Below are 26,230 nucleotides of genomic sequence, written 5' to 3' on the forward strand. Positions count from 1 at the left end.
TGGTGAGCGCCAACTATATACCTGAGCCGCACAGCTGAATAGTTAGACTTTAAATCTTAACGGATACAAACCAGGCTTTACGGACCGAGCCACGCTACAAATAGAAAAGAGAACTGAAGCAAAACTCCAGTTCTCTTTTTGTTTCTGCAATTCAGAGCGTATTACTTTTGCTGTAAAAAATTCAACAAATCCTGATTCAACCGCTCTTTGTGTGTATCAGCCAAACCGTGTGGAGCGCCGGGATACACCAACAATTTTGCACCTTTAATCAACGCCGCAGACGCTTTACCAGAGGTTTCAATCGGTACGATTTGATCGTCGTCGCCGTGGATGACTAACGTCGGCACATCAAATTTAGCCAGGTCACCCCTGAAATCTGTTGCAGAAAATGCTGCGATTGAATCGTAGGTATTTTTTGCACCGGCCAGCATGCCTTGTCTCCAGAAAGATTGGATTGCACCTGCTGAAGGTTTTGCACCGGGGCGGTTGTAACCGAAGAACGGGCCAGAGGCGATATCCAAATATAATTGTGAGCGATTGTCGTTGGAGGCTTTGCGCAAGCCGTCAAATACTGACAGGGGTAATCCGTTCGGATTGCTTTCTGTCTTCAACATGATTGGCGGTACGGCGCTAACCAGCACAGCTTTTTTAACCTGTTTAGTTCCGTGGCGACCGATATAGCGAGCTACTTCACCACCGCCGGTGGAGAAACCTACCAGAGTTACATCACCTACCTTGAGCGCGCTAATCACATCGGCCAAATCATCGGCGTAATGATCCATGTCGTTACCATCCCATGGTTGGCTGGAACGGCCATGACCGCGACGATCATGCGCAATTACGCGATAACCTTTCTCTGCCAAAAATTGCATTTGTGATTCCCAACTATCGGAACTCAGCGGCCAGCCGTGGCTGAACATCACCACTTGGCCATTTTTAGGACCCCAATCTTTGTAATAAATCTGTACGCCGTCTTGGGTGGTAACCGTGCTGGCAGTGTGAGAAATTTTTTCCGCTGCCTGCGCGTGCAGACTTACAAAAGAAGTTGCGGTGGTAATTACAAAGGCGCTGAGGATGTGCATAAATTTTTTCATGATTAATCTCCAAATTAATTAAAAAGTTTCAAGGTTCAATAAGAAAGTGTGAATGAATTTAGTTTTCGATAACCACTAACTCGACATCGATATTGCCGCGTGTTGCATTCGAGTAAGGGCAAACCTGATGCGCTTTTTCAACCAACTCTTGTGCTTGCACCAATGGCAAACCAGGCAGAGAAATTTCCAATTTAACGCGCAGTGCAAAACCGGTTGGGATTGGACCTATGCCTACTTCTGCTGCGATTTGTGCGCTGGCCGGTATTTGTACCCGCGCCTGGCCGGCGACAAATTTGAGAGCACCTAAAAAGCAGGCTGAGTAACCGGCGGCGAACAGCTGCTCGGGGTTGGTACCTGAACCGCCGGCACCGCCGAGCGCTTTGGGTGTGGAAAGTTGTACTGACAAGGCGCCGTCATTGGACTCTGAACGGCCTTCGCGGCCACCGGTTGAAACTACGTTTGCGGTATAGAGAATTTGTGAAGGTTTCATAATCTGCATTCCTGTTTGGGTGTTTGTTGAGGTTTGTTTGTTGCTGTTGACGAGGAGCATTGTGCTGGACAAGTCGACACGAATTGATACAATTCATCTTCAATTCTTAACATATCGTATTTTTATGGTTGATCGTCTGGCAGCACTTCTGGGGCACTTCGCGATAAGCGCCCAAACCTTCCAAACCGGACCGCTGTGCGGCATTAATACGCTGGACGGCAGCAAACCCTATGGGCAACTGCATCTATTAAGGAAGGGAAAGGCGGAGGTGTGGCATGGGAATACCAAAGCCCATGAGCTTGAGGAACCGAGCCTGCTGTTTTATCCGCGCCCGACACCCCACAGTTTTGTGACCGACAGCGAACATGGCGCCGACTTTGTTTGCGCAAATATTTTGTTTGAAGGCGGATCGGCCAACCCGCTGCTCAATGCGCTGCCCCCGTGCATCTGCATTCCGCTCGCGCAAATGCCCCACAGTGTCGCCCTGCTCTCGCTTCTCTTTGCAGAAGCAGAGGCAAACTATTGCGGAAGACAAACAGTGCTCGACCGTTTATTTGAAGTGATATTGGTTCAGTTATTGCGCGGGCTGATGGAAAGCGATAACCCGCAGTTGGGATTGTTAGCTGGCCTCGCGCACACGCAATTGCGGCGCGCGATAGTGGCGATGCATGAAAAACCGCAAGAAGATTGGTCGGTTGAACGGCTGGCGAAAATCGCGGGTATGTCGCGCAGTGTTTTCTCCAATCAGTTCCGCGATGCCGTGGGCGATACTCCCGCGAATTATTTACAGCGCTGGCGCATTGGCCTGGTGCAGAAATGGTTGAAGAAAGGCCAACCACTGCGACTAATTGCAGAAGAAGCCGGATACAGCAGCGAAGCAGCGCTTTCGCGCGCGTTTAAATCACAATGCGGGGTATCGCCGATGCAGTGGTTGAAGGAAAGTCAGGCGGGGAAATAAGGCCAGACTACCTTCTAATCCACCTGCTTACTTATATATTCTGAACGTTTTTCTTTATCTATATATTCAACCAAGGGTTCTAGTCCAGCCTTAACAGTTTGAATAGTTTTATCTGTTAATGAATTTGGCCAATACTTGGTAGGCCAAAACCATGGTTTACCCCACATTCGATAATACTCTGAACTTTTCTTTACCAAAGATGCAGACCTTAAAAATTCATTTCCCTGAATTTTTTTCCTCTTAATTAAGCAAATCTGGAATCTTGGGGACCTATATTTTTCAAAAGCAATTGATAAGGTATCTACAGAATCTTCGTTTATTCGTTCAAGATCAATTTCACTACCTGAAACAACCCATTCGGGATCATGATACGAGACAGATATCCACTGAAATCCAATACCAAGGAAGAATGGCACTATTTCTTGCTCAATTTTTTCGCATAGATACCTTGTTTCAGGTGGACAAAGATTTTTCCATTTGCTGTACTTTTTCTTATGTGTGTCCATCATCACGTTATATCCAAGTGGGCTAAGAATATTTAGGTAGTGGTTTTTTGTTAAATATTTTTACTGGCTATCTCTAAAACAGCTAATTCCCCCACAACCCCAAATCCCCCAACAACCTCAACGAAAACGCCTTACGGTAATCCTTCAACGCTGCAAAACGTTCCGCTTCCATATAAATCGCAAATGCTGCAACAGGCTTTGCGTTTGCATCTTTGATATAACCAACGTACCAGCCCTCAAACGCGCCGTCATTATTATTGGGATCGATGGGGCCCGATCCGGTTTTGGCGTAGAGCGAGAGACCGTTTTTGGTTTCTTGCAATGCGACAGATTCAAATGCCGCAAAGTGATTCGCTTTCACACCGCAGCGATTTTTTAACAAGCAAGCAATAAATTCCACTTGTTCGGCGGGCGAAATTTGTAATTCATTATTCAACCAAAACTCATTGCTGCCCGGTGTAAAAGTCTGGTTGCCGTAATTGAATTTGACTAACCATTTTTTGTAGTCAGCGGGCTTTATGCGCGGCACCAATGCTTTGTAGTACCAGACCGCTGAATGCTTAAAAGCCGATGCCAAGGTGTGCGATTGTTTCCAGGTTTCCGGCCAAAAATCTTTGGCGGGATATTTTTTTTGATCCCACTCAAAGCGCTCATCAATCGATTTGACGGCGCCAGTTTCAAGCGCAATTAGCGTATGGGGAATTTTAAAGCTGGAGTAAGGGCTATGGCGCTGGTTCAAGCCGGATTCATTCATCGCCCAGCAGTGATTATTGTTTAAATCGACTGCAAGAAACGTCACTTTGCGGGTACCCATTTCGGCAATGTAAGGATCTGTGTTGATTGGCTTGGTGGTTTTGCAGACGTCAGCAAAACTCATCACGGGCGTTAACAGTAACAAAGCAAATAACGTGTTTATTTTCACTAAATGTTTCTCCATCGATAATTTTTTAAATCCAAATACTTTTGCGCGCCAGCATACTTGCAGCGGCCGGCAAGTATGCATCCACCACACCCGAAGCGCCAAGTAGATCACCTAGTACCCGGCATTAAATCTTATTTTATAAATTATCGCGCCAAGTGGCGCCTCAGTCTCTTGTATACAGGCATATCGCCGCACTAGTATGCAACCTCTCCGCATCAAATATAAAAACAGTTTTACCTAAGATAATAAAACAACAAATAAGAGACGGATGTATTCAACCCCCTGCATCCGCTCGCTGAATGGCAATTAGCATTAAAACCGGTCAATCCCTTCCTGCTGTAGCCGATTGAATAGTCGGCTAGCGAAGCTATTACTGCTCAAAACAATAAATTCTTATACCTAGAGGAACTCCTTATGCTTAACCACAAAGCAAAAGGCTATCGCCTGGCGACTATGCTCGGATTGGGGTTGATGACCGCAACTTGGGGCAATGCTGCTTCTGCAGGCTGTAGCTACACCGTTACCAACTCCTGGGGCAGTGGTTTTACCGCTGCCATCCGCGTTACCAACGACAGCACCGCAACCATTAATGGTTGGCAAGTGAATTGGGCCTACAGCAAAAACACCGTGAGCAATGCGTGGAATGCGCGGCTTAGCGGCAACTACTCAGCGAGCAATATAGGGTGGAACGGCACCTTGCGCCCCGGTCAATTTGCCGAATTTGGTGTACAGGGTGCAACTAACGGCGGCGCAGTTGAAGTGCCGCAAGTCACCGGCGCGGCCTGCGGTACAGCTGCTGTTGCGAGTTCCAGTATTGCTTCCAGCAAAGCGGCGAGCGTGACCAGTTCATCAGTCGCGTCGATTGCAAACAGCGTGAATATCGCCGGTTTGGCGACAGCAACAACCTCCTATGTATCGCCTTGGGAAACCATTCGCGCGGTTAATGACAACAGCAACCCCGCCAACTCGAATGACAAAACTGCCGGCGCCTATGGCAACTGGAATAACCCCAATTCAATCCAATGGGTACAGTACGATTGGCCACAAAATTACGCGTTAAGTTCAACGCAAATTTATTGGTTTGATGATAACGGCGGAGTATTAACACCGACTCGCGCTTACCTCGAATATTGGAACGGTAGTGCCTGGGTCAATGCAGGCAATGTGCCGCTCGCAAAAAATGCATTTAATACTCTCGCGCTCAACAATGTTGTGACTAATCGCGTGCGTGTTTCCATGCTCAATACAACACAATCCACCGGCATATTGGAATGGCGCGTATCAGGCACTGCTGCTGGCAATGTTGCTAGCTCTGTCAGCACGTCCAAAAGCAGCACAGCGTTAAGTTCTTCATTAAGAAGCAGCATTGCCAGTTCAATTGCACTCAGCAGTTCATCGGCGCGCAGCAGTACGCCAGCGAGCAGCTCATCCGTGAGAAGCAGCACACCAGCAGTGAGCAGCAGCTCGAGCAGCAGTGCTCCAAGTGTTGCGCAGTGCAGCGCTTACGATTGGCCGAAATACGAACCCGATTTAAATTACGATTTCCGCACCGACTTTGGCCAAGTCGATACCAGCAAATTCAAGGTCTACAACGGTTGCCCGGCAAGCACTATCGCCGGTGTAAAAACCAAAGGGCGCTTTGCATTTATTTGGGGTAAAAACCGCAATCCATCCATTACCGATGCGGACATTGATCGCGTGCTTACCAATCTCAATGAAGATGCAGATTACATTCACAACGTGATGGGTTGGCCGGTCGATAAACTGCAAGCCGAAGGTTACTTCAGCAATATTTATCTCTATGGTTCAGGCCTGTGTACTGACAGTGCAGCTAACACGGAGAGAGGCGGATGGCAAAGCGGGATCAACGGTTATCCGATGGTGTTGCTGTCTTACTATCCGGTTGTCACTCCAAGCGAGCGCGGTGGTATTACGCACGAATTTATTCACACGATTATGGCCACACGCGGCAACAAAGCAGCCTGGTTTAACGAAGGTGGCAACACCTGGTTGCAGATGAATCTGGAAGCATCGCGTACTGGAAATTATGGTGTCGGATTTTTGGATGCAACGTCATTTCTCGCTCCGCATATGCCCATAGAAAATTACAGCGGCTGGTTGCAAGATGGCACTTTCGGTGGTCCGAATGCAGAAGGTGTTGATCGCCGTGTAAATGGCCAACAAATTTCTACCTGGCGTGAATACCTCGGCGGCAATCAATACAACGCGGCTTTCCCGCACTTCCTCGGCGTGCATGTTTCCAAAGGTGCTAACGCCTGGATTTGGGCGAAGGGACCGCACAATCATATTTTGCGCTCACTCGCCGGTGGTGTTGGTGAAGAGCAAACACAACGCATGATTATGGAATTCCGCGCGCGTCAGGCGATGGTGGATTTCGGCCCTTGGTCTAACGCATTTAAAGTGCCGATTAATAACAACTGGGGCAGAACAATTAATGCCGAGCGAATCGATGGTGGAATTTTGCAAGATCCGGGCGCGCATCGTTTGACTTTCTATTCGGCCACAACGCAAGAAGGTACGACACTGGTTCCAAGCACGACTACGCTACCGGGTTGGTCTGGTGCAAACCAGATTCCGCTAAAAGTCACCGGCAATAAAGTGCGCGTGAGCTTCCAACCTATCGGCCAAAACATGCGTGTGCAATTAGCGTATCGCGCAGCAGACGGCAGTGCGGTTTACAGCAAACCAGTCACCAGCGGTGAAGCTTGTTTGGACCTCACCAAAGCACCGAAAAATGGTGTAGTAGTTGCAGTGGTGAGCAACGTGGATCATCTCTACAACGGTGAAGAAACACGCACACGCAAACACGACTATCGATTGCAATTGCTTGAAGGTGTGACGGGCACAGCGCCGCTGTACGACAAGCACTACCAATAAACTCTCCAGCCTTTCCAACCCTTTGCGCTCTGCGCGAGGGGTTGGCTTTTTGCAAACCGAATTCCATACCCATTTATCCTGCATGAGGGATTTTTTATGCGTCGCTCTTTATTTGGAAAACATTTATTTAAAAAAAACCAACTCGCCTTGTTAATCGGGCTGGGGCTGGTAACCACCGCGTTTGGCAACGCCGCCAATGCAAGCTGCAATTACACCATCACCAATTCCTGGGGAACCGGATTTACGGCAGCAATCCGCATTACTAATGACACAGCGACAACTGTAAATAGTTGGCAAGTGAATTGGACTTACGCCAACAACAAAGTGAGCAATGCATGGAACGCACTTCTCAGCGGTAATTACAACGCAACGAATATTAGTTGGAATGGCAGAATTCAACCGGGGCAATCGGTCGAATTTGGCTTGCAAGGCACAACCAACGGCGGCGCGATTGAATCGCCAACACTGACCGGCGCTTTGTGCGGCACAGCAAATGCCAGTAGCTCAAGTAGAGTCGCAAGCAGCGCACAAACGCTTAGCAGTGCGCGAAGTTCTTCATCCAGCATCGTATCAACACCAGCAAATATTGCGGGCCTCGCCACCGCGACGACTTCCTATGTATCCGCATGGGAAACGATTCGCGCGCTGAACGACAACAGCAACCCAACAAATTCCAATGACAAATCTGCAGGTGTTTACGGTAATTGGAATAACCCGAATTCAATTCAATGGGTGCAATACGATTGGCCACAAAATTACAATTTAAGTTCAACGCAAATTTATTGGTTCGATGATAACGGCGGCGTACTGACGCCCACACGTGCTTACGTGGAATATTGGAACGGCAGTGCCTGGGTCAATGCAGGCAATGTGCCGCTGGTAAAAAATGCATTTAATACGCTTGCATTAAATGGCGTTGTGACCAATCGTTTGCGTGTTTCAATGCTTAACGCAACTCAATCAACGGGTATTTTGGAATGGCGTGTTGCAGGAGCAGTACAAGGTGGAAACGCATCCTCTACTGCCGTTTCATCCACTCGCAGCAGCACACCGGTTTCCAGTGTGGGCAGCAGTGCAATTCGTTCATCGCAAGCGAGTTCATTAGCCATCAGTTCCGCAGCATCCAGTGTTGCCAGAAGCAGCAGTTCACTTGCAAGCTCATCGCGCGTTGCAGTTTCTTCCGTAGGTGCTAGCAGTTCCGCAACAAGTTCAGCCGCAGCTGTGTTCACGCCTATCACCAATCAATATGAGTATGAGGGCATCAATACCGGCAACGCGGTGTATAAAGATTCGAATCGTTTCCGTTTGTATTACGGTGCAGATAACAAACGCGGCCCCAAGGGTAATTTGGGCATACACTCCGATGCCGATGTAACGCGCATGCTGGAACATATGGAGAAAGTGTACGACTATTTTGTACGCGACCGAGGCTTTAAATCCCCCGCACAATCTATTCACGCCAACCGCCCAGGCTCATTCAAAATCAACGTTTATTCAGTGACGGATATCGATGCCGGTGGGTTTATGGGCTACAACGGTACAGCGGGTTTAAGTTATCTGGTGATGCGCAGCAACTTGCTCAATGTCGATAGTATTTCCACGCACGAATTTGGTCATGGAATTACACTCGCTGAAGCTATCTGGATCGATAAAGCGCGCACCGGTGCATGGTGGGAAACAACGGCTGAATGGTTTGCGGATACTTATATGAGCCCGCTCACAAACAACACTAACTTCGATGTCAATTCACTGCATGCCGCATCGAATTTAACCATCGTACACAAAGATAATTTGTATCAAGCATGGCCGTTCATGAATTATCTCTCCAACAACCCAGACAATTACGCAAACCTCGGCCGCGACGCGGTGCGCAATTTAATTCGCGCGCATCAAGGTCAGGAAACACCGCTGCACAGTCTGGCGCGCCTAGTGCAACCAACCTCGATCAAAACATTGGTTGGCCGCTACCGCGCGCGTATCGCTTACGGTGATATTGGCCATCCGCTCGTGCAACAAAAAGTGCTCGCCGCACAACGCGATGCCAGTTTCCGCACGCGCGCTTATCGCAACCTGGAATCTATCGGCAGCAATATGTATCGCGTATTGGAAGCGCGTAAACCGCAATTCACTGGCAGCAATATTATTCCGCTGACCGCAACGGGTAGCGGTGACATTAATATTCAAGTCACCAACTTGGGCAACGGGTTGAGCGACAGCAATTTCACCGCGATTGTTGCGATCAAAGCGACCAACAACAGCGTTCGCTATGTTGATTTCGCCAACGGTGCAGGCAGCTTCCAGTTAGCATCGGGTGAAGAAGCCAGTTTGGTGGTGACAAATACGCCGGACTCACTCTACCTGTACAACGCCTTTGAAAGCACCAGCACCAATCCTGAATCAATTGGATTGAATTATCAGGTGCAGATTTTGGGGGCGCGGCCGAGGGATTAGTTGTTGGGCAGAAGTTTGATTTAGCGTTGAAATGAAAAAATAGCACAAGTGAAAGCTTGTGCCATTTTTTCACAAAATGTTAGATTCAAGATAGCTAATTTAATAGCAAACCGTTCCAAATCAATCGTAATATCATTCTTTATCAACCGACTAATGGCCTTAGTATCTTCCGTTTAAAATCTGCTACTCACTTTTCTCCGGAGGCACATACCCCTCGGCTTCATCCACTTTTTCGCCGGACAAAAACTTTTCCATTTGTTCGGTGAGGTATACCTTGGTGCCCATATCCATTACGTTCAAGCGTTTTTCGTTGATAAGCAATGTTTGGTGAGCCATCCATTCTTGCCAAGCTTTTTTGGAGATGTTGTTGAATAAATCCAAGCCTTTGGCACCAGGATAAGGGGGCATATCCAGTCCTTCCAATTCTTGTTGGTATTTGCGGCAAAAAACCATGCGGCTCATATTGTTCTCACTTAGATTTAGATGATGTAGTTTTACGTTTTGGTGTAGCAAATGTTTTTGTCGCACGCGGATCCAATTGTGCGAGCTTTTCCAATAATTTTTTAACGGGGGCGGCCAAACCTAACGCATCAGGCTGATGGGGATTGTACCAGTGGGTGGCTGCTTCACCGATAGCGCGCGGTGATTTTGCGAGCTGGATTAATACCGGTGTGATATCCAAATGGTAATGGCTGAAGGTGTGGCGATAGCTGTTCCACTCTTCCAGCTCGATCACCTTGCCGTAATGGTCTTCAGCATATTCTTGTGCATCGGCATCAATCGCCAATTCGGGGAAGCTCCACAGGCCGCCCCAAATACCCTGCGCGGGGCGCTGTTGCAGTAATAAATCGCCCGCTGTATTGCGCAGCATTAATAATTGCACGGATTTTTCTGGCAGCGTTTTTTTCGGCTTTTTACCGGGATAATCTTTGGGATTGCCTTGCGCGTAGGCAATGCATCCACCACGCAGCGGGCACTCTTCACATTTGGGTTTGCTGCGCGTGCAGAGTGTTGCGCCCATATCCATCATTGCTTGGGTGTAGTGATTCGCGCGGGTTTTGGGTGTATAGGTTTCGGCAATTTCCCACAATTGTTTGGCCACATCCAATTGCGCAGGCCAACCCTCGACGGCGTGATAGCGAGCGAGCACGCGTTTGACGTTGCCATCCAAAATCGCTGCACGTTTTTGAAAAGCAATACTGACAATCGCGCCGGCGGTGGAGCGGCCTATACCAGGCAACTCCGCCAGAGCTTCCACCGTCGCAGGGAATTCACCGCTGTACTGGTTCACTACAGTTTGTGCACATTTGTGCAGATTGCGCGCACGTGCGTAGTAACCCAAGCCAGTCCATAAATGCAGCACTTCATCAATCGGCGCGGCGGCCAACGACTGTACTGTTGGGAACTGCGCGATAAAGCGCTCGAAATAGGGAATCACCGTCGTGACTTGTGTTTGCTGCAACATAATTTCTGACAGCCACACACGATAAGCGCTGATGTCTTGTTGCCAGGGCAGGTGTTTGCGCCCGTGCTTATCAAACCAGGTGAGTACGGACTTGGAAAAAGATGAGGTCATAACAGCTCATGTTCGCAAAAAGGGACAGCAGTAATAGGCAGGCGCGAATTCTAGCAGGACATGAAAAAACTATCTGCTAGGGTTGAATTCGCGCTCCGCCGATCAGGGTGCGGCGGCAGCCGATGCATTACCCTCTCCTGCGGTACTGGCCTCGGTTGCAGGAGCACTAGCCGCAGCCGGTTCAGCTACAGGTGGAGCGACGACTGCATCGGCAGACGTTGCTGATGATGAAGCTGCGCCTTTATTTAAACGTTGCTGCAACTTATCAAACAATTTATTTTTTTCTTTCTCTATTTTTTGTTTGAGCTCGTCTTTTTTCTCATCGATTTTTGCCCCGTGTTTTTCTTTTACTTTATAAACAGCGTAGTCTTTGGTTAATTCAACCAGTAATTCTTTGTCGGGACGGCAATCGCTGAGCGGATTGATGGAACCAAAGGAGCCTTTGCAACGGAGTAATTCCATTCCGCGCTCCAACCAGTATTGGCTACCAATACTGCAACCGCCTGCACTGGTGGTTACTGCAACTTGCTCGGCAGTGATGGTATCGGTTTTGTCTTTGATTAACTTAAACGGCAGAAAAATATCGTATTCATCGGTGGCGAGATTAATTTTCCCGGTTGAACCCAGTTGCAGCTTTTCCACACCGGCTTTGAAGGTATCGATAGTGATAATTTCATCGCGCCATTTGATGCTGCCGGACAATTCATTCATTTCAGTGTATTCATTCCACACCTTCGTTGGGTCTTCAGTTTTATTGACCAAATTCACCAGCTTACAAAATTGCTGCTCTAAATTGATGGGTAGCAAACGCACCTGTGCGCCCGAAAAAGTGGCATTACTGCGCAGGGATTTAAATAGCTGATTGACGGAGTTACCTTGCGTGCTGCCAAGCGCACGCGCCTGCACGGCGCCCTGCAAACCGAATTGGGAATCCATTTCCATGTCTTTTAATAACGGCTCCAACTCAAGCCCCTCTACTCCTGCGTCAAATTGCACTTGCGCTTGCTGGCCGCGCGCATCTAATTGCCCCTTGGCGGTGATGGCTCCGGCATAGGCTTTTGCAGTGAGGTCTTGTTCGATCATGCCATTTTTGGCAAGCACTTTTAGTGCGACGTTTTCCAGTGCAATTTTATTCACGATTAATTTTTTCAGTGCGAGCTTGGCGTTGATATTTAAACCGCGTAAATCATCGAGCGGGAGAGGCGTATCTTCAGCGGGTGCCGCCGTTGTTTGTTCAGTTGTTGCAGTTGGCGGTGGCAAATAATCATCCACATTAATTTCATCTCCATCTAACACCAGCTTGAGTGCACCGGTGGAAAAATCGGTAATACCGATACTGCCGGAAAAGTTTGTGTTATCCAGTACCAGCTTTAGATTATCCAATTTCACTTTTTTAGCAGTGCCATCCACACCCGATGAAAATGCAACCTTGCTGAACGCATCGCTATTGGCCGTTTCCAATTCAGTGCCAAGCGCGGCCAGTAATTTTCGTGCGTTCATTTCGGTAAGTTTTATATCGCCTTTGTAGTTCATTTCTTTTTGCGCATCGGTGATATCAAGTGTGTAGTCGAGTGCGATTTCAGCGGTATCGCCGCCGATAATTTCCGCCTGCAATTTGCCGTCAGCTAATTTGATATTGCTCATCGCATTATCCACGCTGAGGGTATTTTTTAAGGCTGCTTGCAACTCCAACTTGTCGGCGCCAGCTTGTGCCAACTCCATCACAAACGACAAATCCAGCGCAAAAGGTGCAGCGCGGGTATTTACATCGCTCATGGTGAGATTGATGTCGCGCAGCGCAATAGTTTGTCCGCTCTGTGCATCGCTGTAATTCACTTTCGAATTGCTGAGGCTGATGTGCTGGATATCGAGTTTTAAATTTGTGTCGGCTGCCGGTTCTGGTTGGGAAGGTTTGACAGGCTGATCGGGTTTGCTGAGCGCCTCCCAATTGCCTTTGCCGTTGGCATCGACTTTGAGAGAAATCACCGCGCCATCCACCGCAATGTGATCCACCTGAAAATCGCCGGAGAACAGCGGCATCAGCGCTAGCATCAAACTCGCTTGTTGTAATTCCGCGATCGGTTGGTTGGGCGCTTCCAATGCAGCGACGCGCACCTCGTTCACCGCTACCCCCAAACTCGGCCATAAATCCCAGCCCAGATCACCGTTAATTTGAAGGGCTATGCCCTGATCTTTGGCGATAGCCTCAATGCGAGGCTTAAAGCGGTTGGCATCGATCAAAAAAACCAGCGCGAGCGCGGCGAGTAAAACCAAAACCACCAAGATAGCGAGGCTTTTGAGCAGAATTTTCATAGTGACTTCCTCTGTGATGGAACGAAAGCGCAACCAAGATGCGCCCACTGGCACTCAAGGCAGGTACTTAAGTTTAGAGAGGAGTGTATGAACAAAGTGCCCCACTAGCCAGATAAAACCTGATGCTGTTCACAGAAATAAGCCGGAGTTCGGGCATTTTCAGTGCCACTTTTACTCGAACCTGGCACCCACACTGCCACTTTGCAGCACAACCGCAACTGGGGTGCGCACGCTTGCAGGATCCTTATGCTGGTAGGGCTGCGGCGAGTGTCATTGGATGACCACGCGGGCTTTTCGGTTTCGCTGTACCAAACCCTAAATCCGCCTCGCTGCACAACCACTCAACTACTCAACCACCAATAACGAATAAAAGGTGATGCTATGAACTCTCCTCGTACGCTAATTTCACATCTAAAGGAATGGCTCTACGCTGGCTCAACCGCAGCCTGCATGGTCGCCACCTGCATCATTGCCAGCCCCAGCCATGCGCAGAGCAATGCGATCCCCGCCGGTGACCGTGTGTTAATGGGCGCATTTGTCGATCGCGATTGGACTGCTGCTCACCCCTGCGGCGACAAGATCACCCAGGATTGGGAATGGGCTGACAACAAGCAGTGGTATGGCAATGCATCGCCCTATTTCGGCAAGATCTTCCCGGAAGTCTTTCGCCCGGACGGTAGCAAAAACTGGTACTACCTATGGGAAGCCGAGGTAGACAAGATCAAAGCGCAAGGCCGCGTGCCTTATATCAACCTTGAATTCCACGGCGAATTGGCGCTGCACGACAACAGCAAATGCTGGTGGAAGTGGGATACCACCAATCAGCGGGTTGATCGCAACATCATCAAGGAAATTCTGGATGGCAAACACAACGACATCATCGACAACATCGCCCACGGCTTGAAAGCCGAGAAAGTGCCGGTAGTCATCGATCTTTTCCACGAGGCGAATGGTGCCTGGTACGACTGGAGCCCCTGTAAAAACCGCGAGACCTGGGCGCGCTTTAGAGATGCGTTCAAACATGTGGTGGATCGCTTCCGCGCAGTGGGTGCAACAAATGTGCAATTCGGCAATTCCATCTGGCCCAACTCCGATTGCTGGACCGACGCCGGCCCTCACGGCACGGGCGCGATAGTCGCTGACATGTATGTACCCGGCTATATGGATTGGATCGGCATTGATATTTACGGTGGTGCTGATGCCAGCTTCAAAAGCATCCTTAACCCTTGGTACAACCAATTGGCAGCAACCGGTCGCCCCATAGTGATTGGTGAGATGGCGGTTACCCCGGGCGCGCATAAAGCACAGTGGATTCGCGATTTCGCCGACGCCTTCACCAGCGGCCAATATCCAAAACTGCGTGCCTTCAACTGGTTTGATATCGACAAGCAAGGCGAGGCCAACTGGCGCATCGATGCCGACGGCGCCGGCCCGGTTTTTGACGCCGTTATGAAGCATCCCAAGATGACCGGCAGTTTCGGCACCTACGAACTCAAAAACAAAGCCAGTGGCAAGTGTCTGGATGTGCCAGCCGCATCTACTGCTAACGGCGCCAAGTTGCAGGTATATACCTGTAATGGCACCAATGCGCAGACCTTCACCCTGGCGGATCTGACCGGCTACAAAATGGAATTGCGTGCACTCAACAGCGGCAAGTGTGTGGATGTTGCCGCTGCTGGCACCGCCGATGGCACTCTCGTACAACAGTACGATTGCAATGCCTCAGGCGCGCAAACCTGGACCATGAAGGTCATCACCTGGGCACCGCTGGAAGTGGAATTCGTCGCTGCTCACTCTGGCAAATGCCTCGATGTTGATATGGGCATAGGCCCCAAAGTGCACCAATGGTGGTGCACCGGCGGAGCTGCCCAACGCTTTGTATTAACCAAACGTTGATTCCCGTTTAGGGGGCGCAAGCCCCCTTTTTTTCACGCCTTTATTCCTCTAAAAACACTGAAGGACTACTAACATGTTGAAATCCCTGTTTCGCTTGTCTGCCCTAAGCTTGATCATGATGGGCGCCAATACCCTGGCCCAAACTCCCGCGGCACCATCTCCGGCAGCCGCCGCGGAGTACACCAAATTCAAAACCCAAAACCGCGGCGAGATACTGCTGGAAACCGGAGCCCTGCTCCGCTTTGAAGTAACCAACCGCGAAACCCGTGGCGCGGTAGAAATCGTTACTGCCCGCCTGCTCGACCCCTATGCGGTGACCGACACCAACTACCGCAACCTGATCGTAACCCTCACCCCCAAAACTGGCGATCTGACGGCGTTTGCGGAAACCACGGAAGGCCACTTTGACTTTAACCCCAGCGGCGATGCGAGCCGCCTGTGGCGCAAGTCCACTCCTCCGCCCAAGCTGGATGAGATTTACCACCCCAAGGCTGCCCGAAGCGCCAAATCCGCCAAAATGGTTGCCCCCACCGCCGCGCCACTGATTCTGGGTGAGAAGGACTCTTCCGGTCGCTATGTGGTTGACGTGTTTGTCGGCTTCTCAACGGCTGCAGCCAGCTCCCAATATGTGCGCAATAATCTGGAGGCCACTGCCCAATCCTATGTCGAGCAAGTCAATACGGCGTTGAAGAACAGCAAAGTCGAGAATGTGTATCTGCGCTTGGTAGGCACGGGCACCGCGCCCCACAACCCCGGTGTCGTCACCTCGGTATTGGATGATGTGAACACCTGGTTCGCTGCAGATATCGAGCGCACCGCCCCCGATTTGGTAGGCATGGTACAAATGCCTACTGACGCACCGGGCAGCGCCGGTGGTTGGGCAGGCGTGGGCGGTGACACCCATGTGATAGGTGCACCCTGGCCGGGCGCCTATCGCCATGAAGTCGGTCACAACGTGGGCGGGGTTCACTGCCCCGATGGCAGCGGCTACAACTTTGGCCATACCCTTGGCGAAGGGCGCGGCACCATCCAGTGCGGCAATGATTTAGCCTACTACTCATCGCCCCTGATCAAAGACGAACAAGGCAATGTGCTGGGCGATGCGCAGCGCAGTGATATGGCGCGACTCTGGCGCGAGCGTGCGGCAGAAATGTCGGCCAACCGCCCCCACAAAGTGCCATTTCCTGATGCACCCGCTACCGGCATCACCCTGCAAGCCGAGAACTACACCGGCTTCTACGACACCACCAGCGGCAATACCGGCGGCGCTTACCGTCAAGATGGTGTGGATATCCAAGCCACCACGGACACCGGCGGCGGCCACAATGTTGGCTGGATTGCCAATGGTGAATGGCTGGCCTACAAGGTCAACCTGCCAGCAGCGGGGCGCTATCAGGTGTCCTACCGGGTTGCCAGCCTGAATACCCAGGGCGTGATTCAGTTTGAAAAACAAGGCGGCACTCCGGTTTATGGCCAGGTTACTGTGCCTGTCACCGGTGGCTGGCAACAATGGACTACCGTCAGCCACGAAGTGAGCTTGCCGGCAGGCGAGCAATTTGTCGCCCTCGCCCTAAAAACCGGCAGCTTCAATCTCAACTGGATCAAGCTGGACAAACTGCCCGATAGCCTTGGCACCTTCCGCCTGCAAAATGCGTGGCAAACCACCCAGTACATCCATATCGAAAACGGCAACCCTGAATCAACCGAAGTACCCGTCGGTTACTGGAGTTCGCAATGGGTATTCGAGCCAGTGAGTGGATCGAACATTGTGCGCCTGGTTAACCGCTGGAAACCCGATCAGGTATTGACCATCAGCAATGGCAACCTCACTGCCGCGAGTGCTGCCAAAACCGACACCAATAGCCACTGGGAATTGGAAAAAGTGACCGCCAATGAGTACCGCCTCAAAAATCGCGCGGCACCTGCCCAGTACATCCACAACGAATATGGGCGCCTGCAGGTAGGCAGTATCCAACCGGGTTGGTGGAGTGCGCGCTGGAAACTTGTCGCCGCACAATAATCCCGCTGTAAACAAAAAAGCGCGTATCCGGGTGACCGGGTACGCGCTTTTTTTATTGGCACGCTTGCGCCCGCGGTAGGAATTATTTGCCCGAATCAGCCAACCGCAAACCACTGACATCGGGTGTAACGGGTTTTACAGTGGGCTTTAGCTGGCCGAGATCACTGCCCGCAGGCGCTAGCCCATAATCGCCCACTTCCACTATGGCAGGCAGAACAATCGGGCGCTCGTCTTCGCTCAGCAAATCGCTACCCGCTTCAGCAATATCCCAATCTTCCAATTCAATTTCGACCAGGGGCAACTCCAGCTTTTCATCGGCGCTGATCAGGTCGGCACCGACGGCAGCCAGGCCCAAATCCGGAGCAATGACTTGCGCATGGATTTCTTCATGCACTTCAGTCACATCGACCAGATTCCCTTCAGCGGCGCGCAGGCTCAGGCCGGAGATATCCACACTCACCGGCACAGGCGCCGCAGGGCGTTCTTTGGCGGGTAGCAGATCGGAGCCGAGCGGTGCCAATGTCCAACCGCTGACCACCGATGCTGCGGCAGGAACTATGGCTTCAGCTGTACGACGCGGGACTGGAGCCGGTTTAGGTGCTGCATTGGCAGGGCTGGTATCACTGGAGCAAACTTCGACCATCGCGCCCGCTTTGATCAGCGCATCGCGGTATTTATTGGCAGTTGCCTCATCCAGGTTGCGCTTGAGCGGCACTGGGCGACCGGTAAATAAGGCGTCGATCTTAGCCGCATCAGCCTTGAACAGCTGTTGTAATTTGGCTTTTACTTCGGCCAACTGGTGGCCGAAGACGATATCGCCGCGGAAAATAATGTCGAACTCGGGAGCGCTCATAATCCAAAAATCCTGCTGCTAAAACTGCACTGCTTGAATGATAGCACTCACTGCCCCTAATGCCGCCCTATGCAGCAGGCGATCAAATAAGAGCGATAAACAGCGCACAGAATGTAACCAATCAGTCTTACGGGCGACTGGCAGTCGGTGCAACCGCCAACCATACTCAATGCCTAAACTGCGAGGGAGTGGTGAAACTATGTTGCCTTTTATTCAAAAGAAACTGCAAGACAATCGCTTGGTGATTGATGGCGCGCTCAGCCCACACGGCAATGCACGCATCAAGGTGGAACAGGATATCGCCTTTTTGACCGACCGGATCAATGCTATGCAGGCGCATCCGCGGCCCAACACTATGCTCATCGAACACTATCAATCCATGCTCAAGAGCCGCGAGTCAGTGCTGAAATGGCTGCTGGATGGCTGCGATGATGAGACCAGTTATTTGCCCGACCAGCGCAGCGCCTGATTACCTACTAATCACCAGCCTCATCATTGAGGTGATGATCCATATCGAGCGCCGGAGACTCCCCCTTCGGCCTGCCGATAGGTTTGGCAGGCACACCCGCAACGGTAGTGTGCGGTGCAACTGCGTCTAACACCACACTGCCTGCACCGATTTTTGCTCCCTCACCGATTTCAATATTCCCCAAAATTTTTGCCCCTACCCCAATCAAGACACCACGCCGGATTTTGGGATGGCGATCGGTTTTAACGCAGCCGCTGCCACCGAGGGTGACGCTGTGCAGCATGGACACATCGTCTTCAATCACCGTGGTTTCGCCGATCACCACACCGGTGGCATGGTCGATCATAATGCCGCTGCCGATGCGCGCGCCCGGGTGAATATCTACATCAAACGCCTGCGAAATCTGGTTCTGGAAATAGAGCGCGAGCGCGTTGCGTTTTTGCAGCCACAACCAGTGCGCAATACGCCAGGATTGCAACGCGTGATAACCTTTGAAAAATAAAAACGGCATGCAGAATTTATTGCACGCTGGATCGCGCTCGCGATGCGCGCGAATATCCGCGCGCATCGCCTGCTCAATGTTGGTATCGGCCTGCATCGCCTCGGTAAACACTTCGCGCAACATCATCGCCGGTAATGCCTGGCTATCCAGTTTATTGGCAAGATGGAAACTGATCGCCGCCGCAAAAGATGCGTGGTTCAAAATACTCGCATGATAAAAACTCGCGAGCACAGGTTCATCGGCACTCGCCTGCTGCGCCTCAGCGCGGATTTCTTGCCACACATCAACATGGGCGAAATTGTGTGCTGGTATTTGCATAACTACCTAGCCTAGGAGTTCTTGAAAATTAACGGGATTAGTTCATCCATCGAAAAAAACACTTCAGCACCAAGCGCGCGCATTGGCTGCAATAATACATTGTCACTACCATCTTTATTTGGCGGACAATAACCAAGCGGGCGCATGCCAGCAGCAACTGCAGCTTGAATGCCGGTCAAGGAATCTTCCACCACTATCGCTTGTTCTGCAGGGATATTTAATGTTTTTGCCGCATATAAAAATAAATCCGGCGCCGGTTTACCGCGCGTCACATCTTCAAAACTGAATACGCGCCCTTGCACATAGGGCATGATCCCGGTTTTAGCCAACGTCATGCGCATTTTTTCGTGCTTGCCGTTGGAGGCAACACAAAACGCAACCTGCTTTTCCTTCAAGCTATCCAAGACATTCATCACACCGGCAACCGGCTCCAATTCTTTTTCGCACACCACCAGCGTCTGCAATTGCACATGCCGCCAGAATTGCGCGCCGCGCTCTGCTTGCTCATCAGCGCTCAGATTTTTCCACGATTCAAGCTTGGACAATTCTTCCGTAATCATGCGAATACAATCTGCCACAGATTTTCCGCGATAGGTTTCCAGAATGTAATCCGCACTCAACTCAACTCCAATTTCTTTTAAGCAATCACTCGACACCTGCGCAGAGATAATTTCGCTATCAACCAATACACCGTCGCAATCAAAAATAATTAACATACTTATCTCTTTACCTCTGCAATAAAACCTGAAATCAACTCGGCTGATTTGATGATGAAGCGGGATAAGGCGCTTTTAATAAAATCGCCAGACCCACCACTAAAAATACAATCAACGCCGCCATACCGATACGCGCGGAATCGGTGTAGAGCGTTAGCACCGTGACTGACATAGTTGCCAAAAATGTCGTTGCACGGCCCGACAGCGCATAAATGCCAAAGTAACGACCGGCCTCATCAACACTTACGCTGCGCGCCATATAAGAACGCGACGATGCCTGAACAGGACCAAACGCCAAGCCGATTAGCAAACCAAAAAGAATGAAGGCTTTTTCTGCATCTGTCGCAAATAATCCGCCGGAATCTACAACAGAAAACTTCACCAAACCAAACAGAGAGTATCCGGGGCCAGTCGAAATAATGCCAACAGTTGCAATAACCAAACACACCAAACTGAGCAAAATAACGTTTTTCGAGCCCATGCGTGCATCCAGTAGCCCTGCAAACGTACAGCCCCCAATCGCTACGACCAGCAGTAGAATGCCGTAAATACCCATCTCAATGGTGTGCCAACCAAACATACCCGCTGCGAAAGTGCCGCCCAGCAAAATCAACCCATTAACTCCATCGTGGTAGATCATGCGTGCAATTAAAAAACGCAGCAAACCAGCGCGCTGTTTTAATTCGCGCAGGGTATTTTTTAATTCGCTGACACTTTCAACAATTGCCGATTTCAGCGGCACACCTTTGCTGGTATCCGGCGTGAACAAAAACATTGGCAAAATAAAGAGCAAATACCAAAGCGCAGCATAGGGGCCGGTGATACGCGCATCCTCACCCTGTATCGCATCCAAACCAAATAAGGGCGCAATTCCAATCAAGGTTTTTCCTGTTTCGGGGCTACCTGCAAGCAAGAGCAGCACACTAAATAATACAATCAGCCCGCCAAGATAACCCAAACCCCACGCGATATTAGATACGCGACCAATATCTTCTTTTGCGATCAACCGCGGCATCATCGAATCGTTAAACACAATTGAAAATTCCGCAGCAATCATCGCCACAATCACACACAGCATGGGCAACCATAAAGCTGAGCCAGGCGCTGCAAACCAAAGCAATAGAAGCGCGATAATTTTTATCGCGGCAAAAAAAGCAATCCAGCGTTTGCGCGCACCGGTTGCATCGGCAACGGCACCCAGAATCGGCGCCATTAGTGCGATCACAACACCGGCGATAGTGATGGTATAACCCCACGCGGCCTGTCCGACGACTGGATCGCTCGCAAGACGAGAAACAAAATAGGGACCAAAAATAAAGGTAATAACAACGGTAAAAAATGGCTGCGCTGCCCAATCAAATAACATCCAGGAGCGAACAGCTTTTTTTGAGGCAGGCAGGGTCAATTCAGAGTGATTCAAAAAATAATTCCTTATTGATTGTTAATCGACACAAATAAAACGCGAGTAAATTTCATCGAGGTTATCGAGCACAACTTGCTTCAATTCCAAATCCGTTTGTTCAAGCTGCTCGCGCAACAACTCCTGTGTAAGTTGGCGAGAAAAAACAGTCGCCAGCGGCGCATAACTTAAATGCCATGGCTCAGGCGCTATGCCGCCGCGATCCTGCGCGTAGGGGCGAAAAAAATCGCTATTGCCCTGCGCCAACTCGTCACTCAACCAGCGATGAAATTCAGCAAAGGGACCATCACCCTGAGTTTCGGCAAGAGTCAATTGCAATTGATATTCGGGATCTGTGTGCGCGCTACCGTACACATCGATATCCGTTCCCCAATGATGGCGCGACGCACCAGGCAGTGCAGACCAGCGCAAAATCGCAAAAACTTTATCGCGCGCCGATAACGTATTTATATCGATGGCCTCGCCCGTATCATTCAATACCGGGCGAAGGCCGCGCGCCTTGTTATTCCAGATCAACAACTGCCGATCAAAACTTCGATAACTGCTCGCCACTTTTAAAATAAAACCAGCACAGGCAGCACGCTCTGCTAAAAATAATAAAGGATCGAGCATCTGCCGATGGACACGGCAAGCAAGTATGGGATACTCCACTAACGCGCGCTCATCCAATCCCAGCAACAGTTCAGGTGTCCAATCAGTCATGCAAGAATTCCGTCAAGCTGGGTTTATAGATGAAATTTTCCGCAAAGTATTGCGCCATTTTATTGCGTTTAGTGCACCATTTGTCACGATTTGCATAGCATTCGAGAGAAAACAATTGCACATGACATGCAAGTATGTAAGATAAGGCAGCGATGTAAACGGAAATTTTAAAACACAATACCCGATAATAATAAATGGAGATTGCACTGTATGACTGCCTGTCATAGTGAGTTATTGCAATTAAAGAATCTTGGAATGGCATCGGTAAACATCCTCCGCGCAATAGGGATCAACACCCACGCCGACCTCAAACGCACTGGCGCTGTTGAGGCCTATCGCCGTATACGAGCTCGCGACATCAATGTTTCCAAAGTCATGCTCTACGCCTTGCAAGGTGCGCTGATGGATGTCCACTGGAACGATATTCCCCCCGACCTGAAAGCCCAGTTGGTCAGTGAAGCCGAAATGCCCGAACAGGGAAACTTTTCCCAGGCAACGGCATAGCCGCACACAAAAATCGCATCTGGTTATCAGACTGAGGTTTTAGGCGCAGTTTTTTCCCCGGCACAGGCTACACTAAAAGCGCCTTACTAGTGTTTTTTTGTAACCGAGGGGTATATGCATCTTCCAACAAAACAGTCTGATCTTATGTCTGAGCTCGCAGCAAAATTGCGCAGCCTCACCGAACTTTTATGCACACAAGTAGCCCCAGCCGATGAGCCTTTTACAGTAGCTGCAAGCACCGATATTTTTGAGGATATCCCCCCGACGCGCGCACTGCTGGTTATCGCAGGCCAGATTGATTATTACCTGCACAATAAATTGATCATGCATTTTGAAGAGGGCGACCTGCTTGGCCTGCCCCGCTCACTCAATCTCCCCCAAGGGCAATTCAGCTGCAAAGCGCCAGTGACACTGCTGGCCTATGAACGCGACGCACTGGTCGCACAAGCCAATAGCGATCTTAAATCCCAGCGCAACTGGGCATACCTGCTGCTGAGCACCATCAGCTATTACGAGCAGGCGCTCACCCAGGAGTTGCGCAGCGAATTCCAACCGTCTGCTGGTTTCCTGCATTTTCGCGCGGGCGAGACAATTATCAACCAGGGTGATGTCGCCGACCGCGTTTACACATTACTTGAAGGCGCCGCCGATGCTGTCTGCGACGGGGTAAAAGTGGGTGACATTCACGCCAATGAGATCTTCGGTGCTCTCGCCGTATTTACGCGCCAACCGCGTATCGCCTCGGTAATCGCCAACAGCGATTGCACTGTATTAGCCGTGCGCAAAGAGGAGTTCATCACCTTGATTGAACACCAACCGCAAATTTGTCTGGGCCTGATTGAAGAGATGGCAGCCAAAATCAACCAGCTCAATAATCAATTGCTCCAAGTAAAATCAGCTGCAGCAACCAAATAAGAATATTTCTCAAAAACACTTGACCAGAAAGATGAGAACGATTATTGTTAACTCACTGCTGCACAGCATCTCCCGTGCAGCAGCCGAGAGGATTCAATAGTCGCCCTGCAAGTCGATTGCGGTTTCTTCTCACCCCCTAGGGCCTTTCCTCACCGAAAGTCTCTCGGCTAACACGGTTGCTTGGGCCGCCCTTGTGGCGGCCACTTTTCTCCGCGCACTTTCACCCTGTCCTGCACTTTTTCCTTTCTTAACGCGGCGATGATTGAAATTCTTTCGCAGCGCACACATATACTCCCCCGACGTTGCGTATAAAGCAGCGAATTAATCATTTTATGGGAGATATTATCGTGTTACGCATAGGCTTGTTTTTGTTAACTAACCTCGCAGTCATGCTGGTGGCGGGCGTTGTGCTGAGCTTGCTCGGCGTGGGCAACTATCGCACCGCAAACGGCCTGGATTTATCAAGCATGCTGGTGTTCTGTGCCGTGTTCGGTTTTGTCGGCTCCTTTATTTCCCTGTTCCTGTCCAAGTGGATGGCCAAACGCAGCATGGGCGTACAGCTAATTGAGCAGCCACGAAATGCCGACGAACAATGGCTGGTAGATACTGTGACCAAGCTGTCGCAAAAAGCCGGTATCAAAACTCCGGAAATTGGTGTGTTTGCTGCACAGGAATCCAACGCCTTCGCCACTGGCTGGAACCGCAATGCGGCGCTGGTTGCGGTGAGCCTGGGTTTGCTGCAACGTTTTGAACGCGATGAAGTGGAAGCGGTACTCGCGCACGAAATCGGCCACGTTGCCAATGGCGATATGATCACCCTGAGTTTGATCCAAGGCGTAGTAAATACCTTCGTGATGTTCTTCGCGCGTATCATCGGCGACTTTGTCGACCGCGTCCTGCTCAAGAATGAAAGTGGTCGCGGCTTTGGTTTTATGATCGCTACTATGGTTGCAGAAGTAGTACTGGGAATTTTGGCCTCTATGATAGTCGCCGCTTTCTCACGCTATCGCGAATACCGCGCCGACCATGCAGGTGCCACGCTCGCTGACCGCGGTGCCATGATCCGCGCCCTGCAACGCCTTCAGGCCGAATCCAATGCTGGCGTGGAAAGCCCCTTGCCAAGCAGCATGCGTGCCTTTGGTATCAGCGGCGGCGTACGTAATCTGTTTGCCAGCCATCCCCCATTGGAAGCCCGTATCCAAGCCCTGCGTGATAACGCTTAATCGGCACGGAGACTGGTTATGAGACTCTGGCGCTGGTTAGTATTGATGTGTATGACTGGCGCCAGCGCCCTAAGCGCTAGCGTCCAGGCCTTTTCAACCGATGACGAACGCAATAGCGTTGAGGTGTTTGAAGCTGCACGCCCCAGTGTGGTGTTCGTTACAAACCAACAACTCGCCCGCGATCCCTACTCCTTTGATCTGGTGACTGTGCCGCGCGGCTCAGGCACCGGCTTTATATGGAACGATAAGGGTTACATTGTCACCAATTACCACGTAGTAGAGGGCGCGCGGCAAATTACCATCACCCTGCAAGACCAATCCAATTGGCCTGCAGAGGTAGTGGGGTTGGCGCCGGAACGCGATCTGGCAGTGCTTAAAATCGACGGTAAAAAAGCCAAGCTAAATGCCCTGCCGTTAGGCGATTCAGGCGATTTGCGCGTTGGCCGCAAAGTGCTGGCGATAGGTAATCCGTTTGGTCTGGATGCAACACTCACCACGGGTGTGGTGAGCGCACTGGGGCGCGAAATTATCTCCCCCAACCAACGCAAGATTACCAATGTTATCCAGACAGATGCCGCAATCAACCCCGGCAACTCCGGTGGCCCATTGCTCAACTCCGAGGGCAAGTTAATTGGCGTCAACACTATGATTTACAGCCCAAGCGGTGCCAGCGCCGGCATAGGTTTTGCGATTCCAGTCAACACAGTAAAAGAAGTTGTACCCGAGCTGATTGAACATGGTCGCTTGGTACGCCCGGTACTGGGTATTGCCGTTGCACCCGACCAATGGGCGCAACAGATAGGTATCGAAGGGGTGCCTATTTTGCGGGTCGAGCCTAACTCACCCGCCGCTGAAGCCGGGCTTGAAGGCGCAAAACGCAACAACTGGGGGCAGATCACCCTGGGTGATGTCATTGTCGCCATCAACGATTACCCCACTGCCAATGACGACCAGTTACTCAGTGCCTTGGAAAATTACAAACCGGGTGAAAAAGTCACCGTCAGTGTGGCACGCGATGGCAAGCTGCTTACACGCACCATTCGCCTTGCAGCACCAAAGTAAGTGAACACTAACTTACCGGAGAAGCTACGCCTTTGCTCCCTTGCTGACATCCCCGAGGCTGGCAGCAAGGGGTTTAATCTGACGGGACGCAAGCTCTTTGCTGTCAAACAACAGGGCAAGGTTTACCTCTACCACAACAGCTGTCCACATATCGGTATTCCGCTCGAATGGGTGGAAGACCAATTCCTCGACAGCAGTGGCAGCATGATCCAGTGCGCCAATCATGGCGCTCTGTTTGTGATTAAAACGGGCAAATGTGTCGCTGGCCCCTGCAGCGGCCGCTCACTTATCCCCATTGATTTCAGTATCGACGCAGGCGACATTTTCATTTCCCCGTCGTAAATTTGCGTAAACCCGATCGAGTTCATCCACGCTGACCAGTAGAGTCATCGACCACTAGTGCACCAGATTATCCACGGAGA

The 26,230-nt window shown here is 50.6% G+C and carries 23 protein-coding genes; 11 read left to right on the forward strand and 12 right to left on the reverse strand.

What is annotated here, in order from left to right:
* Nucleotides 1–161: 161 nt before the first annotated feature.
* Nucleotides 162–1,094, reverse strand: coding sequence for an alpha/beta fold hydrolase (locus J2X05_RS01695; protein ID WP_310067830.1), 933 nt, complete (start codon nucleotides 1,092–1,094; stop codon nucleotides 162–164).
* A 58-nt stretch (nucleotides 1,095–1,152) separates the two neighbouring features.
* Nucleotides 1,153–1,584 (reverse strand): organic hydroperoxide resistance protein, encoded by a 432-nt coding sequence (locus tag J2X05_RS01700; protein ID WP_310067832.1) that lies wholly within the window; start codon nucleotides 1,582–1,584, stop codon nucleotides 1,153–1,155.
* A gap of 124 nt (nucleotides 1,585–1,708) precedes the next feature.
* Between J2X05_RS01700 and J2X05_RS01705 the strand changes: the two genes are divergently transcribed.
* Nucleotides 1,709–2,542 carry an AraC family transcriptional regulator gene (locus J2X05_RS01705; protein WP_310067834.1) on the forward strand — a complete coding sequence of 278 codons (834 nt, stop codon included), beginning with the start codon at nucleotides 1,709–1,711 and terminating at the stop codon, nucleotides 2,540–2,542.
* A gap of 14 nt (nucleotides 2,543–2,556) precedes the next feature.
* Here J2X05_RS01705 and J2X05_RS01710 read toward each other — a convergent pair whose 3' ends face one another.
* Both J2X05_RS01710 and J2X05_RS01715 read right to left on the reverse strand, forming a co-directional pair.
* Nucleotides 2,557–3,051 carry a hypothetical protein gene (locus J2X05_RS01710; RefSeq protein WP_310067838.1) on the reverse strand — a complete coding sequence of 165 codons (495 nt, stop codon included), beginning with the start codon at nucleotides 3,049–3,051 and terminating at the stop codon, nucleotides 2,557–2,559.
* A gap of 79 nt (nucleotides 3,052–3,130) precedes the next feature.
* Nucleotides 3,131–3,970 carry a penicillin-binding transpeptidase domain-containing protein gene (locus J2X05_RS01715; RefSeq protein WP_310067840.1) on the reverse strand — a complete coding sequence of 280 codons (840 nt, stop codon included), beginning with the start codon at nucleotides 3,968–3,970 and terminating at the stop codon, nucleotides 3,131–3,133.
* Nucleotides 3,971–4,384: 414 nt separating this feature from the next.
* Here J2X05_RS01715 and J2X05_RS01720 point away from each other — a divergent pair, with 414 nt between their 5' ends.
* Together J2X05_RS01720 and J2X05_RS01725 are read left to right on the forward strand one after the other, a co-directional pair.
* On the forward strand, nucleotides 4,385–6,868 hold the full coding sequence (locus tag J2X05_RS01720) for a cellulose-binding domain-containing protein (RefSeq protein ID WP_310067844.1): 2,484 nt from the start codon (nucleotides 4,385–4,387) through the stop codon (nucleotides 6,866–6,868).
* Between the two features lie 96 nt (nucleotides 6,869–6,964).
* Entirely contained in the window at nucleotides 6,965–9,319 is a 2,355-nt protein-coding gene (locus J2X05_RS01725; protein ID WP_310067846.1) for a cellulose binding domain-containing protein, read from the forward strand.
* Between the two features lie 183 nt (nucleotides 9,320–9,502).
* Here J2X05_RS01725 and J2X05_RS01730 read toward each other — a convergent pair whose 3' ends face one another.
* The 3 genes from J2X05_RS01730 to J2X05_RS01740 all read right to left on the reverse strand — a co-directional run bounded on the left by J2X05_RS01730 (nucleotide 9,503) and on the right by J2X05_RS01740 (nucleotide 13,208).
* Nucleotides 9,503–9,781, reverse strand: a complete 279-nt coding sequence (locus J2X05_RS01730; RefSeq protein WP_310067849.1) for an oxidative damage protection protein — start codon at nucleotides 9,779–9,781, stop codon at nucleotides 9,503–9,505.
* Between the two features lie 7 nt (nucleotides 9,782–9,788).
* Complete coding sequence (gene mutY, locus J2X05_RS01735) at nucleotides 9,789–10,895, reverse strand: A/G-specific adenine glycosylase (protein ID WP_310067853.1); 1,107 nt, start codon at nucleotides 10,893–10,895, stop codon at nucleotides 9,789–9,791.
* 102 nt (nucleotides 10,896–10,997) lie between these two features.
* Nucleotides 10,998–13,208: an AsmA family protein gene (locus J2X05_RS01740; RefSeq protein WP_310067856.1), complete on the reverse strand. Its 2,211-nt coding sequence runs from the start codon at nucleotides 13,206–13,208 to the stop codon at nucleotides 10,998–11,000.
* Between the two features lie 381 nt (nucleotides 13,209–13,589).
* On the opposite strand from J2X05_RS01740, the gene J2X05_RS01745 reads away from it, so the two are divergent.
* Together J2X05_RS01745 and J2X05_RS01750 are read left to right on the forward strand one after the other, a co-directional pair.
* Entirely contained in the window at nucleotides 13,590–15,104 is a 1,515-nt protein-coding gene (locus J2X05_RS01745; protein ID WP_310067859.1) for an RICIN domain-containing protein, read from the forward strand.
* Nucleotides 15,105–15,177: 73 nt separating this feature from the next.
* Nucleotides 15,178–17,124, forward strand: coding sequence for a carbohydrate-binding protein (locus J2X05_RS01750; RefSeq protein ID WP_310067863.1), 1,947 nt, complete (start codon nucleotides 15,178–15,180; stop codon nucleotides 17,122–17,124).
* A gap of 82 nt (nucleotides 17,125–17,206) precedes the next feature.
* Here J2X05_RS01750 and J2X05_RS01755 read toward each other — a convergent pair whose 3' ends face one another.
* Nucleotides 17,207–17,977, reverse strand: coding sequence for a hypothetical protein (locus tag J2X05_RS01755; protein ID WP_310067866.1), 771 nt, complete (start codon nucleotides 17,975–17,977; stop codon nucleotides 17,207–17,209).
* A gap of 199 nt (nucleotides 17,978–18,176) precedes the next feature.
* Between J2X05_RS01755 and J2X05_RS01760 the strand changes: the two genes are divergently transcribed.
* Nucleotides 18,177–18,446, forward strand: a complete 270-nt coding sequence (locus J2X05_RS01760) for a hypothetical protein (RefSeq protein WP_310067869.1) — start codon at nucleotides 18,177–18,179, stop codon at nucleotides 18,444–18,446.
* Between the two features lie 7 nt (nucleotides 18,447–18,453).
* Here the strand turns inward: J2X05_RS01760 and cysE are convergent, their stop codons facing one another.
* Genes cysE through J2X05_RS01780 form a run of 4 tightly spaced genes read right to left on the reverse strand, consistent with a single transcriptional unit; the run spans nucleotide 18,454 to nucleotide 22,104 of the window.
* Complete coding sequence (gene cysE / locus J2X05_RS01765; protein WP_310067871.1) at nucleotides 18,454–19,266, reverse strand: serine O-acetyltransferase; 813 nt, start codon at nucleotides 19,264–19,266, stop codon at nucleotides 18,454–18,456.
* Nucleotides 19,267–19,277: 11 nt separating this feature from the next.
* Entirely contained in the window at nucleotides 19,278–19,982 is a 705-nt protein-coding gene (locus J2X05_RS01770) for an HAD family hydrolase (RefSeq protein WP_310067874.1), read from the reverse strand.
* A gap of 34 nt (nucleotides 19,983–20,016) precedes the next feature.
* Nucleotides 20,017–21,402, reverse strand: coding sequence for an MFS transporter (locus tag J2X05_RS01775; RefSeq protein ID WP_310067878.1), 1,386 nt, complete (start codon nucleotides 21,400–21,402; stop codon nucleotides 20,017–20,019).
* Between the two features lie 21 nt (nucleotides 21,403–21,423).
* Entirely contained in the window at nucleotides 21,424–22,104 is a 681-nt protein-coding gene (locus J2X05_RS01780) for a M15 family metallopeptidase (protein WP_310067881.1), read from the reverse strand.
* A gap of 210 nt (nucleotides 22,105–22,314) precedes the next feature.
* On the opposite strand from J2X05_RS01780, the gene J2X05_RS01785 reads away from it, so the two are divergent.
* The 5 genes from J2X05_RS01785 to J2X05_RS01805 all read left to right on the forward strand — a co-directional run bounded on the left by J2X05_RS01785 (nucleotide 22,315) and on the right by J2X05_RS01805 (nucleotide 26,150).
* Nucleotides 22,315–22,608, forward strand: a complete 294-nt coding sequence (locus J2X05_RS01785; protein ID WP_310067883.1) for a TfoX/Sxy family protein — start codon at nucleotides 22,315–22,317, stop codon at nucleotides 22,606–22,608.
* A 144-nt stretch (nucleotides 22,609–22,752) separates the two neighbouring features.
* On the forward strand, nucleotides 22,753–23,523 hold the full coding sequence (locus J2X05_RS01790; RefSeq protein ID WP_310067886.1) for a Crp/Fnr family transcriptional regulator: 771 nt from the start codon (nucleotides 22,753–22,755) through the stop codon (nucleotides 23,521–23,523).
* Nucleotides 23,524–23,870: 347 nt separating this feature from the next.
* Nucleotides 23,871–24,746: a protease HtpX gene (gene htpX, locus J2X05_RS01795; protein ID WP_310069428.1), complete on the forward strand. Its 876-nt coding sequence runs from the start codon at nucleotides 23,871–23,873 to the stop codon at nucleotides 24,744–24,746.
* Between the two features lie 18 nt (nucleotides 24,747–24,764).
* On the forward strand, nucleotides 24,765–25,808 hold the full coding sequence (locus J2X05_RS01800) for a S1C family serine protease (RefSeq protein ID WP_310067888.1): 1,044 nt from the start codon (nucleotides 24,765–24,767) through the stop codon (nucleotides 25,806–25,808).
* Nucleotides 25,809–26,150: a Rieske (2Fe-2S) protein gene (locus tag J2X05_RS01805; RefSeq protein ID WP_310067890.1), complete on the forward strand. Its 342-nt coding sequence runs from the start codon at nucleotides 25,809–25,811 to the stop codon at nucleotides 26,148–26,150.
* Nucleotides 26,151–26,230: the final 80 nt, after the last annotated feature.

This window comes from Cellvibrio fibrivorans, from assembly GCF_031457055.1.
GTDB lineage: Bacteria > Pseudomonadota > Gammaproteobacteria > Pseudomonadales > Cellvibrionaceae > Cellvibrio > Cellvibrio fibrivorans.